At 59.3% G+C, this 12568-nt stretch carries 10 protein-coding genes; 4 read left to right on the top strand and 6 right to left on the bottom strand.

Annotation, left to right across the window (positions count from 1 at the left end):
- Positions 1-5: 5 nt before the first annotated feature.
- The 3 genes from CFBP5499_RS11640 to CFBP5499_RS11630 all read right to left on the bottom strand — a co-directional run bounded on the left by CFBP5499_RS11640 (position 6) and on the right by CFBP5499_RS11630 (position 5119).
- Complete coding sequence (locus tag CFBP5499_RS11640) at positions 6-1451, bottom strand: NAD(P)(+) transhydrogenase (Re/Si-specific) subunit beta (RefSeq protein ID WP_080824383.1); 1446 nt, start codon at positions 1449-1451, stop codon at positions 6-8.
- 20 nt (positions 1452-1471) lie between these two features.
- Positions 1472-3046: a Re/Si-specific NAD(P)(+) transhydrogenase subunit alpha gene (locus tag CFBP5499_RS11635; RefSeq protein WP_080824384.1), complete on the bottom strand. Its 1575-nt coding sequence runs from the start codon at positions 3044-3046 to the stop codon at positions 1472-1474.
- 189 nt (positions 3047-3235) lie between these two features.
- Positions 3236-5119 carry an MFS transporter gene (locus CFBP5499_RS11630; RefSeq protein ID WP_173987584.1) on the bottom strand — a complete coding sequence of 628 codons (1884 nt, stop codon included), beginning with the start codon at positions 5117-5119 and terminating at the stop codon, positions 3236-3238.
- A gap of 508 nt (positions 5120-5627) precedes the next feature.
- On the opposite strand from CFBP5499_RS11630, the gene CFBP5499_RS11620 reads away from it, so the two are divergent.
- Positions 5628-6662, top strand: a complete 1035-nt coding sequence (locus CFBP5499_RS11620; protein WP_080824385.1) for an aspartate-semialdehyde dehydrogenase — start codon at positions 5628-5630, stop codon at positions 6660-6662.
- 214 nt (positions 6663-6876) lie between these two features.
- Positions 6877-7692, top strand: coding sequence for a lytic murein transglycosylase (locus tag CFBP5499_RS11615; protein WP_080824386.1), 816 nt, complete (start codon positions 6877-6879; stop codon positions 7690-7692).
- Positions 7693-7869: 177 nt separating this feature from the next.
- On the opposite strand, the gene CFBP5499_RS11610 is transcribed toward CFBP5499_RS11615, so the two are convergent.
- Both CFBP5499_RS11610 and pdxY read right to left on the bottom strand, forming a co-directional pair.
- Positions 7870-8511 carry a carbonic anhydrase gene (locus CFBP5499_RS11610; RefSeq protein ID WP_080824387.1) on the bottom strand — a complete coding sequence of 214 codons (642 nt, stop codon included), beginning with the start codon at positions 8509-8511 and terminating at the stop codon, positions 7870-7872.
- A gap of 174 nt (positions 8512-8685) precedes the next feature.
- On the bottom strand, positions 8686-9561 hold the full coding sequence (pdxY, locus tag CFBP5499_RS11605) for a pyridoxal kinase PdxY (protein WP_080827215.1): 876 nt from the start codon (positions 9559-9561) through the stop codon (positions 8686-8688).
- A gap of 213 nt (positions 9562-9774) precedes the next feature.
- On the opposite strand from pdxY, the gene CFBP5499_RS11600 reads away from it, so the two are divergent.
- Entirely contained in the window at positions 9775-11235 is a 1461-nt protein-coding gene (locus CFBP5499_RS11600) for a phospholipase D-like domain-containing protein (protein WP_080824388.1), read from the top strand.
- A 49-nt stretch (positions 11236-11284) separates the two neighbouring features.
- The gene (locus CFBP5499_RS11595; protein WP_080824389.1) at positions 11285-12130 is read left to right on the top strand and encodes an endonuclease/exonuclease/phosphatase family protein; all 846 of its coding nucleotides are present in this window, start codon (positions 11285-11287) and stop codon (positions 12128-12130) included.
- 39 nt (positions 12131-12169) lie between these two features.
- Here CFBP5499_RS11595 and CFBP5499_RS11590 read toward each other — a convergent pair whose 3' ends face one another.
- Positions 12170-12364: a hypothetical protein gene (locus CFBP5499_RS11590; RefSeq protein WP_173987575.1), complete on the bottom strand. Its 195-nt coding sequence runs from the start codon at positions 12362-12364 to the stop codon at positions 12170-12172.
- Positions 12365-12568 lie beyond the last annotated feature (204 nt).

Raw genomic sequence — 12568 nt, 5'->3', positions numbered from 1 at the left:
TTCATTTACTTGATCAGCGGCAGAAGATCGTTGATCGACTTCTTCGCATCCCCGTAGAACATACGGGTATTGTCCTTGTAGAACAGCGGGTTCTCGATGCCGGAATAGCCCGTGCCCTGGCCGCGCTTGGAGACGATGACGAGCTTCGACTTCCACACTTCCAGAACCGGCATGCCGGCAATCGGTGAGTTCGGGTCGTCCTGGGCAGCGGGGTTGACGATGTCGTTGGAGCCGATGACGATGACGACGTCGGTACTCGGGAAATCGTCGTTGATTTCGTCCATTTCCAGCACGATGTCGTAAGGCACCTTGGCTTCGGCGAGCAGCACGTTCATGTGGCCGGGAAGACGGCCTGCTACCGGATGGATGGCGAAGCGCACGGTCTTGCCATCGGCGCGCAGCTTGCGGGTCAGTTCGGACACCGCGCTCTGGGCCTGTGCCACCGCCATGCCGTAACCGGGCACGATGATGACGCTGTCGGCGTCGTTCAGTGCTGCGGCCACGCCCTCGGCGTCGATCGCCACCTGCTCGCCTTCGATTTCCATCGCCGGGCCCGTCGTGCCGCCGAAGCCGCCGAGGATGACCGAGACGAAGGAGCGGTTCATCGCCTTGCACATGATGTAGGACAGGATCGCACCCGAGGAGCCGACCAGCGCGCCTGTCACGATCAACAGATCGTTGCCGAGCGTGAAGCCGATGGCGGCGGCCGCCCAGCCGGAATAGCTGTTCAGCATCGAGACGACGACAGGCATATCGGCGCCGCCGATGCCCATGATCAGGTGGTAGCCGATGAAGAAGGCGGCGAGCGTCATCAGGACGAGGGTCCATGCGCCAGCGCCGTTGCAATACATGATGAGCAGCACGAGCGACAGGATCGCAGCACCCGCGTTCAGCAGATGTCCGCCCGGCAGCTTCTTCGCCTTGCCGTCAACCTTGCCGGCAAGCTTGCCGAAGGCAACGACGGAGCCGGTGAAGGTGACCGCGCCGATGAAGACGCCGAGGAAGACTTCGACCTTCATGATCGCCAGTTCCACCGGCGTCTTGTGGGCGAGGATGGCGGAAAAGCCTGTCAGCAACGACCGCGCGGTCTCATCGAGCGAGGCGACATGTGCTTCCTCGATATGGGCGTTGAAGCCGATGAAGACAGCGGCAAGGCCGACGAAGGAGTGAAGGGCTGCCACAAGCTGCGGCATTTCGGTCATCTGCACGCGGCTTGCGACGAAGTAGCCGAGGACGGAGCCGCCGGCGAGCATCAGCAGCACGACCAGCCACTGCCCGACGCCCTTGCTGATTTCAGGGCCGAAAACGGTCGCGACAATGGCGAGGCCCATGCCTGTTATGCCGTACCAGACGGCGCGCTTGGCGCTTTCCTGTCCGGAAAGACCGCCGAGCGAGAGGATGAAGAGAACGGCTGCGGCAACATAGGCCGCGGAAACGATACCAATGGTCATTTATTTAAATCCCCGCACGCTCAGGACTTCTGGAACATGGCGAGCATGCGCCGTGTCACGAGGAAACCGCCAACGATGTTGATCGTCGCGATCAGGACGGAAAGCGAGGCAAGGATCACCACCAGCCAGTTGCCGGAACCGATCTGCAGCAGCGCGCCGATGATGACGATGCCGGAAATGGCATTCGTCACTGCCATCAGCGGGGTATGCAGCGAGTGGCTGACATTCCAGATAACCTGGAAACCGATGAAGCAGGCGAGCACGAAGACGATGAAGTGGCTCATGAAGCTTGCCGGTGCAGAAAGACCGACGAGAAGCAGGGCCAGGGTGCCGATGACCAGCAGCCCGACCTGGCTTTTGGTCTGCGCCTTGAACTCGGCCCGTTCTTTCGCGTGTTTTTCCTCAGGCGTCAGCTCTTTGACCCGTTCCTTCGGCTTCTGCGCGGCAATGGCCTGGATTTTCGGCGGCGGCGGCGGGAAGGTTATCTCGCCCTGATAGGTGACGGTTGCGCCGCGGATGACGTCGTCTTCCATGTTGTGAACCGGCTTGCCGTCCTTGGCGGGCGTCAGATCGGTCATCATGTGACGGATGTTTGTGGAATAGAGCGTCGAGGCCTGTGCCGCCATGCGGCTCGGGAAATCCGTGTAGCCGATGACGATGACGCCGTTGTCGGAAACGACGCGCTGGTCGGGCACCGTAAGATCGCAATTGCCGCCGCGCTCGGCGGCGAGGTCGATGATAACGGAACCCGGCTTCATTGCGGCCACCATGTCGGCGAGCCACAGTTTCGGGGCGTCACGGCCCGGAATAAGCGCCGTGGTGATGACGATATCGATCTGCGGTGCGAGTTCGCGGAACTTCTCAAGCTGCTTCTCGCGGAATTCCGGCGAGGAGGGGGCGGCATAACCGCCGGTCGCGGCACCATCCTGCTGTTGATCGGCGAAATCGAGATAGACGAATTCAGCGCCCATGCTTTCGATCTGTTCGGCCACCTCAGGGCGTACGTCGAAGGCATAGGTGATGGCGCCGAGCGAGGTCGCCGTGCCGATGGCGGCAAGACCGGCAACGCCGGCACCTATCACCAGAACCTTGGCGGGCGGCACCTTGCCGGCGGCGGTGACCTGACCGGTGAAGAAGCGCCCGAAATTATTGCCGGCCTCGATCACGGCGCGATAACCGGCGATGTTGGCCATGGAGGACAGCGCATCCATCTTCTGGGCGCGGGAAATGCGCGGCACCATGTCCATGGCGATGACATTGGCGCCCTTTTCCTTCGCCTGTTCCAGAAGGTCCTTGTTCTGGGCGGGATAGAAGAACGAGATCAGCGTTTTGTTCGAAGACAGGCGATCAATTTCCGATGTTTCCGGCGGGCGAACCTTGGCGATGATGTCGGAACCGGTGTAAAGCGCGTCCGCGCCATCGACCACGGTAACGCCGGCCTTGCGATAGGCGTCGTCGGAAAAACCCGCCGCCTTGCCGGCGCCGGCCTCGATCACGCAATCATATCCGAGTTTCTGCAGTGCTTGGGCGCTGTCGGGCGTCATGCCGACGCGCGCTTCGCCCTCATATAATTCCTTAGGCGTACCGATTCTCAAAACTGCTCTCCCATTTCCCGTCCTGATAAGCCGTCATAGCCCATTCGGGGCGTTTTTGTCTTGTTATTGCTGTTTTTCTACCTGCGGCGGATTGACATCAGGGAAAAGGCCATTTCGGGCGGTGGCGGTACGGCGGCAATAAAAAACCCGGCGCCATGGCGCCGGGTGGTTGTTTCGGGTGCTTTTCGCTCACTCCATGGTGTGGATGTCGCGATCTTTGGTTTCCGGCAGGAACAGCATGCCGATGACCAGCGTGATGCCTGCAAAAACGATCGGATACCAGAGGCCGTAATAGATATCGCCCTTCGCCGCACTCATCGCGAAGGCGGTGGCGGGCAGGAGGCCGCCGAACCAGCCGTTGCCGATGTGGTAGGGCAGCGACATGCCGGAATAGCGGATGCGGGTCGGGAACAGTTCGACCAGCAGCGCCGCGATCGGGCCATAGACCATCGTGACATAGATCACGAGGACGGTCAGAACCGCGATGATGACCACCCAGTTCACGGCGGCCGGATCGGCCACCATGGAGAATGCACCACCACCAGCAATGCTGTAGACGGCCATTTCCGCCGCACCGGCCGTTTCGGCAGGCGTCAACAGCTTGTCGGCCACCAGCTTGTCGGTCGCAACCATCTTCTTGTCGGTGGCGCGAACGGCATCGGCATTGAGGTTGAGTTCCGGGTTTGCGGCAATGAAGGCGTCCAGTTTCGCGTCCGGCACCTGCGCTGCACCGCGTACCAGCGGGTAACCGCTGTCATGCAGGGCAATGTTGATCTGTTTCTGGAAGGCCTTGTCCTTCGCGGACGCATCTGCGCCGGCCGCGATGGCGTCGTAGCTGGCGATGGTGGCGTCGCCGATTTTCACGCTGGCCGGCTGGCCGGCTGCCCCGGCAACCACGTCATAGGGGACGGAGTTGCGGGTCAGGAACGAGGTGGCGATATCGCAGGATGTGGTGAATTTCGCAGTTCCCGTCGGGTTGAACTGGAATTTGCAGTCGCCGGGGGCCGCGGTCACGGTGGCGCGGACCGTGGACTGGGCTTCGGCGAGTGCCGGGTTGCCTGCCCATGTCAGTGCCTTGAACAGCGGGAAGTAGGTCAGCATCGCAAGAACGAGACCGGCCATGATGATCGGCTTGCGGCCGATCTTGTCGGAAAGCCAGCCGAAGATCACGAAGAAGCTGGTGCCTAGGATGAGTGCTGCCGCCACCATGATGTTGGCGGATTGTCCGTCAACCTTCAGGATGCTCTGCAGGAAGAACAGCGCGTAGAACTGGCCGGTGTACCAGACGACGGCCTGGCCGATGACGGCGCCGACGAGGGCGAGCAGGGCGATCTTGGCGTTTTTCCATTGGCCGAAGGCTTCGCTGAGCGGGGCCTTCGAGGTCTTGCCCTCTTCCTTCATCTTCTTGAAGGCGGGGGATTCGTTCATTTTCAGACGAATCCAGACCGATACGCCGAGCAGCAGAACGGAAACGAGGAAGGGAATGCGCCAGCCCCAGGCGGCGAAAGCTTCCTTGCCGAGTGCGAACTGCACGCCGAGAATGACCACCAGCGACAGGAACAGGCCAAGCGTTGCCGTCGTCTGGATCCACGAGGTGTAATAACCTCTGCGACCGTTCGGTGCATGTTCGGCCACATAAGTGGCGGCACCGCCATATTCACCGCCGAGCGCCAAGCCCTGCAGCATGCGCAGGACGATCAGGATGATCGGAGCGGCGATGCCGATCTGCGATGCACTGGGTAGGACACCGACGAGGAAGGTGGAAATACCCATGATGATAATGGTGATGAGGAAGGTGTATTTGCGGCCGACGATGTCGCCGAGGCGGCCAAACACCAGCGCACCGAAGGGGCGCACGAGGAAGCCGGCGGCAAAGGCCAGAAGCGCGAAGATGTTACGCGTCGTTTCCGGATATTGGCTGAAGAAGTTCGCGCCGATATAGATCGCAAGCGAGCCGTAGAGATAAAAATCGTACCATTCGAAGACTGTTCCGAGAGAAGAGGCGAAAATCACCTTCTTCTCTTCACCCGTCATCGGACGGGCTGCGCCGCTCACGGCTGCAACATTTGCCATTGTCTGTCCTCCACAGATGTCCCAATCGGCGCATTGCGGAGCCCATCTCTCTCCTCCGGACTCACCTTGCGGCTGCAATGCGCGTGACGTCAGAGTGACAGAAAATTAACCCCAATAAGAGCGATGCTTTCGGATTATGACTTTAGTCTAATGTGAGGCGTCCCGAAAATGTCGCGCGTCTGATTTTGGCCTTCGCTCAACTGGCCTTTTCAAGCGCCTTTTTTCTTGACACAACTGAGAAACCTTCTAATAGCTTCTCGCGAAGAAGGAGCATCACCTTGCGCATGCATGTTGCAGACATGTTCGTCATGGAAGGACCGGCACAATCCGCCGGCGATGATCCGCGCCTTTCTTATTCTATCCGAATTACGGCCAAAACGACGATTAAAACCGTCTGACGTCTCTGGCCACCGCTCTCTCCCCGGTTTGGCTGGGGATCGAGGAAGCCGCGATCTAATGCGGGTTCCCACCTCACCAAAAAGAGGAGAGACAGAAAGAGAGCTTGATCATGGGTTTCAAAGTTGCAATTGCAGGCGCCACCGGCAACGTCGGTCGCGAAATGCTCAATATCCTGGCCGAACGCGGTTTTCCTGCCGATGAGATCGTGCCGCTCGCTTCCGCTCGCTCCCAGGGCACGGAAGTCTCTTACGGCGATCGCACGCTGAAGGTCTCGAACCTTGAAAATTACGACTTTTCCGACACCGATATCTGCCTGATGTCGGCCGGCGGCGATGTGTCGAAGAAGTGGTCGCCGAAGATCGGCCAGCAGGGCTGCGTCGTCATCGATAACTCGTCCGCATGGCGCTACGATCAGGACGTTCCGCTGATCGTTCCGGAAGTCAATGCCGATGCGGTTGCGGGCTTCACCAAGAAGAACATCATCGCCAACCCCAATTGCTCCACGGCACAGCTCGTCGTCGCGCTGAAGCCGCTGCATGACTTCGCCAAGATCAAGCGCGTCGTCGTCTCCACCTACCAGTCGGTTTCCGGCGCCGGCAAGGAAGGCATGGACGAGCTGTTCCAGCAGACCCGCGCCGTTTTCGTGGCCGATCCGGTTGAAACCAAGAAGTTCACCAAGCGCATCGCCTTTAACGTTATTCCGCATATCGATGTCTTCATGGAAGATGGATATACCAAGGAAGAGTGGAAGGTTCTGGCCGAAACCAAGAAGATGCTCGATCCGAAGATCAAGGTAACCTGCACGGCCGTGCGCGTTCCTGTTTTCATTGGCCATTCGGAATCGGTCAACATCGAGTTCGAAAACGAGATCACCGCCGACCAGGCGCGTGACATCCTGCGCGAAGCGCCGGGCTGCCTCGTCATCGACAAGCACGAAAATGGCGGCTACATCACCCCGGTCGAATCCGCCGGTGAAGATGCGACCTATATTTCGCGTATCCGCGAGGATGCGACGGTCGAAAACGGCCTTAACATCTGGGTTGTTTCGGACAATCTGCGCAAGGGTGCTGCCCTCAACGCCATCCAGATCGCCGAACTGCTGGTCAATCGTGGTCTCATCAAGCCCCGCAAGGCGGCTGCCTGATACGATTTTTTAAGGTTCGTTAAGTATAACCCGTCTGTTCTGTGTGGGGCAGGCGGGTTTTTCAATTGGCTACGATCACGGCCAGTTTATTTGCAGGCCTTGCTGCCGGAAGGCAATTTAGGCCGCCAAAAGCTAGTTTGGCACCTGAATCATACAGTATTGATGGTTTGGTTCTCGGGAAAACTTCCCCAAAATATATCAAAGGCAGATTTTGATGCGGGCAATGAAGGCAATTCTGGCTGGTGTGGCCATGGTCTCGGTTCTGGCAGCAACGCCGGTTATGGCGGCGCAATGCGGCAACACTTCGGCGGGCTTCGATGCCTGGGTCAGCGCCTTCAAGCAGGAAGCGGCAGGCCGCGGCGTCAGCGCTTCGGTGCTCGATCGCGCCTTCTCCGGCGTCTCCTACAACCGCGCCACCATCAGCGCCGATCGCGGCCAGCACAGCTTCAAGCTGTCCTTTGAGCAATTCATGCAGAAGCGCGGCGGTCAGACGATCATTTCGCGCGGCAAGACCATGAAGAACAACAACGCCTCTCTCTTCGCCTCGATCGAAAGAGCTTACGGCGTTCCGGCCGGTCCGCTTCTCGCCATCTGGGGCATGGAAACCGGTTTTGGCGGCTTCATGGGCAAACAGCACACGCTTTCCGCCGTGGCGACGCTTTCCTTCGACTGCCGCCGTTCTGATTATTTCACTGAACAGCTTTACGCAGCGCTGAAGCTTGTCGGTAGCGGTTCGCTCAACGTCAACGCCAAGGGTGCTGCCCATGGTGAAATCGGCCAGACGCAGTTCCTGCCGTTGAACGTCGTGCGCTACGGCGTGGATTTCGACCGCGATGGCCGCATTGATCTCGTCGGCTCGCGCGCCGATGCTTTGGCCTCTACCGCCAATTTCCTCGTCGGCCACGGCTGGCAGCGCGGTGCGGGTTATCAGCAGGGACAGGCGAATTATGCCGCGATCCAGGGCTGGAACGCCGCAAGCGTCTACCAGCAGGCCATCGCCTTCATCGGCAAGGCGATCGACGGCCAATAAGGTCGCTTTCCAAGGACTAAAGGCCCACTTTCGTCATGCCGGACTGGATCCGGCATCCAGCCACGGCGCGTCTGCGCCGTGAAAGAGTCTTACGCGATCAAAGACTTGATCGCACTGGACCCCGGATCAAGTCCGGGTGACAAAGTTGAATGTTATTGGCGGGACTACGCGTCTCAATCACAGGTCCGGGCGGCGGAAGTCGCCCGTTTTGCTGTCCATCACCCACAATTCGCCGGTCGAGATATCGAACCATGCGCCGTGCAGCTTCACCTTGCCGGCGGTTTCCTGCGCCTTGACGAAGGGGAAACCGCGCAGATTGGCGATGGAATTGCGGATGGAAACGCGCTCCAGTGCCGTCTGGCGCTCAGACGCGGTCATGATGTCGTTGCTCTGGATCTGCTCGGCCGCCGACTTGACCATGTTCATCCATTTGCCGATGAAGTCGCCTGGCGAAAGCGGCTCGAGATTGGGGTCGAGTGCCGCCTGAATGCCGCCGCAGCGGCCGTGGCCCATGACCACGATATCCTTCACCTTCAGAACCTGCACGGCATATTCGATGGCGGCGGAGGTGGCGTGATATTGTCCGTCCGGCTCGAAAGGCGGCACCATGTTGGCGACATTTCGCATGACGAAAAGCTCTCCCGGTCCGCAATCGAAAATGGTTTCCGGCGCTGAACGGGAGTCACAACAGGCAATGAACAGGGTCTGCGGTTTCTGTCCGGTATCGGCGAGAACGCGGTATCTTTCGCGCTCATCGATATAGCGCCCGCTCATGAAATTCTTGTAGCCGTTGAGAAGGGTTTCCGGAAAATCTTTCATCTATCGCAGTACCGTTATGCTTGGACCAAGATCACGGGGCGAGCCTGGCGCGTTGAAGACCAATCCTTTAGAGCATTTTCGCTTTTCTTCGAACCGCGAAACCGCTCCAACTTCCTGTTGCCGCATTTCCGGGCGGAAAACCGTGGGCCACTTTTCCTGGAAATGCTCTAGCCGCTATTTGCGCTTGCTGCGTGAAGGATGCAAGAGATGACGCATCTGCACCATGGCCATGGGTGTGGAGAGACTTGACGAATCGGTCTCCAGCGTCAGTTCGTTCATCCCGCGTTTTTTGGTTCGGGCCAGGATTTCGAAGACGCTGGCCGTTGCCAGCTGCAGCGCCTTTTCATCATCCACGCCCTCCAGCAGGCGGGCGAGGAACAGCGCCGACATCAGGTCGCCGAGGCCGTTCGGCGCATTCTCTATGGCGCGGTGTTCGGCAAGCAGGGCATGGCGGCCGCTGAGGTAGAGATTGCCGGTGCCGCCCGTCATCATCGGCACGGCCGAGGTGACCAGCATTTTCGGCGGGCCGAGGGACAATGCCGCATCCATGATGGCATTGTTGGTCTCAAGTTCCGCGCCGCTCATCCAGGCCAGTTCGTAACGGTTTGGCGTGGCGACGGTGGCTAGCGGGATGAGGTGATCGCGGATGGCCTCGGCGGTCTCAAGCGGAATGTAAAGTCCGCCCAGATCGCCCATGACAGGGTCGCAGGCGTAAATCAGCGCCGGGTTCTTTTCCTTCAGATTGCGGATCAGCCTTGCGACGGAGCGGACCTGTGCTGCGCTGCCGAAATAACCGGTCAGGACAGCCTTGACCTCGCCAATCCATTGGGCGTTTTCGAGGTCGGTCATGGCCTTGTCGAAGTCTTCGTCCTGAAAGCGCATGCGGGTGGATGGGCCGTGGCCGGGATGCCAGGGCATGACGATGGTCGGCACCGCCCAGACCGGATAACCCAGCGTCTCCAGCGCGAAAACGGCAGCGCGGTTGCCGACAGAGCCACGCATGACGTGGCTGGAAATGACGATGACGGCGCCCTGTGTATTTTCCTGCATCACGGCCTTCTTGCTTTCAAACATCGCAGAAAGCCCGCAAGGAACCCCTGCCTAAAGATCAAGATGCGCTCTCATGACATATCGCAAGGCCGGTTTCCACCGTTAATCCCGCAAGGGTCTGTCCCGCAAAAGCATGGCCCGGATCTGGCATTCTTCCGCTGCCGGGTCGCCGCCTGTCATTGCGGGATTGGCTGAGTACTCTATAGTCCCATCATGCTTGACCTCGTCATCGCCTATTGGCCCCATATACTTGCCGTTCTCTCGATTTTGATGGGAACCGTGGCGGCCGTGCATGCCACGATGACGAAGGAGGAGGTGCGCTCCGCGCTGGGCTGGGTGGGCGTCATCGTGCTGTCGCCGATCGTCGGCGCGGTCATCTACGCCATTGCCGGCATCAACCGCATTCGCCGGTCGAACATCACCCAGCAGCGGTCCTTCATGCTGGACGAGATCATGGATCGCGTGGCGCGCCTCGATGCCAGCAACGATATGATCGCGACGCGTTTCGGCCGCCGTTTCGAAGCGATGAAGACGCTTGGCGATCGGGTGACCCGCCATGCGCTGACGACCGGCAACGGCATCGAGCCGCTGGTGACGGGGGATGTCGCCTATGCCGCCATGCTGGAGGCGATCGGGGAAGCAAAGCGGTCGATCATTCTCGAAACATATATTTTCGATAATGACCGGATCGGCGCCCGTTTCGTCACGGCGCTCGAAAGGGCGAAGCTGCGTGGCGTGGAGGTGAGGGTGCTTATCGATGCCGTGGGCGCGCGTTATTCGGTGCCGAGCATCCTGCCGACACTGAGGGACAAGGACATCGTTGCCGATGTCTTCAACGGCAATGTCATCATGGGGTTGCGGCTGCCCTATGCCAATCTGCGCACCCACCGCAAGATACTCGTGGTGGACGGACGTATTGCCTTCAGCGGCGGCATGAATATCCGCGAGGGTTTTACCCTGGAATTCGGTGGCGAAAGCCAGTCGCACGACACGCATTTCAAGATTACCGGGCCGGTGGTCTCCGATTTTTTCTCCATTGCCGCGGAAGACTGGCGCTTCACGACGGGGGAGGTTCTGGACGCGCCGGTCTGGGATATCGCCATTCCCGATGGCGTGCCGGGGTCGCAGATCGTTGCCCGCGTCTGTTCTTCGGGGCCGGACAAAAGCATCGAGACCAGTCACAAGATGCTGATGGGGGCCTTTTCGGTGGCGCGCTCCTCCATTCTCATCATGTCGCCCTATTTTCTCCCCGATCGGGAGCTTATTTCGGCGCTCATTACCGCAGCAAGGCGGGGGTGCGTCGTGGATATCATCGTGCCGAAAAGCAACAATCTTGTGCTTGTCGACAGGGCGATGACGGCGCAATTCGACCAGATGCTGAAGAATTATTGCCGCATCTGGCGGGCGACCGGGGCTTTCAATCATTCCAAGCTTCTGGTGATCGACGGGCGCTGGAGCTATATCGGCTCCTCCAATCTCGATCCGCGGTCGTTGCGGTTGAACTTCGAGATCGATCTCGAAGTCATGGACGAAGAATTCGCCGGGGCGATCGGGGATCGCATCCGGGATGCGCGTGCAACCGCTTTGCCCGTCCGGCTTAGCGAACTGAATGCGCGGCCATTCGTTGTCCGTTTTGTGGAGCGTGTCCTGTGGCTCGCTTCACCCTATCTTTAGAGTGCGGTGCGCCCGACAGGACGCCACGCGAGACCGGAGGCATAAACGCGTGAAAAAGAACGGTTTGCTGGATGATGAAAAAACGGCTTTGACGAAAAACACCAGCCTGTCGGCCTTCGTCATGCAGTCGTTGCGCGACCATCGTCAGCGGCAGAAGGCGGTTCAGGCGGCCAAAGATCATTCCTTTCCGGTCATAGCTTCCTACAATGTGCATAAATGCGTCGGTCGCGACCGCAGGTTCGACCCTGATCGTACCAGCCGCGTCATTCAGGAAATCGGCGCCGACATCATTGCCCTTCAGGAGGCGGACAGCCGTTTCGGCGAGCGCACGGGCCTACTTGATCTTGCCCGGCTGGAGCGGGAAAGCGGCCTCATTCCCGTACCGGTACAGGCAGGCGTGAAGGCGCATGGCTGGCATGGCAATGTCGTGCTGTTCAGGGAAGGGGCCGTCAGGGACGTGCATACGCTGAAATTGCCGGGGTTGGAGCCGCGCGGCGCGCTTGTCGTGGAGCTGGACCTGAAAAGCGGCGGCACGCTCAGGGTCATCGCCGCCCATTTCGGCCTTCTCAGACATTCCCGCGCCCAGCAGGCCAAGGCGCTTATCGGTCTTCTGGAGGCGCGCAACGAATGCGCGACCATCCTCATGGGGGACCTGAATGAATGGCGTCTCGGCAATGGGTCGTCGCTCAATACGTTCCGGGATGCTTTCGGCACCCTGCCGCCGGCGGTGCCGAGTTTTCCGTCCAACCTGCCGGTGCTGGCGCTCGACCGGATCATCGCCAATCGCGAGGGACTGATCGAGCAGGTGGAGGCGCATGACAGCGCGCTGGCGCGCATCGCCTCGGACCATCTGCCGTTGAAAGCCGCGATCCGGACAGACCTGCTTCCGGCTTGATCTTCCTGCGGCAGGCGTAGCAAGCAGGGTTCAAAGCCGCTACGCTGCCGTCAAATGGCTGCGCGAGCGCGCCTCCAGCAATGATGCACGAATGGCTTCCATCAGCCGCTCGCGGTTGTTCCTGGTCTTGCCCCTGTCGAGATTTTGCGCGGAGAGCGCCAGATCCAGACCTTCATGCATCACGATCGAATAGGCAACGGTCGTTGCCCAGATTTCGTAATCCTGCTCCATCATGCAGCCCCTGAACTAAATCATTTAGTCCGAATCACCCTGTTCTCTAAATTACCACAAATTATGAAGAATATAATAGAGATGTTTCTTTTGATGCTCCATTGAGCGTCCGGATATATTTCTTTTTCGCTGAGTTTAACGCGGTTCTATATCCGCGTTGTTTCCACTTAAGTATTTGAAACTGATTCTATTTCAGAAAGTCTGCAT

Source organism: Agrobacterium tumefaciens (genome assembly GCF_005221325.1).
Classification (GTDB): Bacteria; Pseudomonadota; Alphaproteobacteria; order Rhizobiales; family Rhizobiaceae; genus Agrobacterium.
Note: the sequence above shows the minus strand (reverse complement) of the source record. Positions and strands in the feature narration are given on the sequence as shown.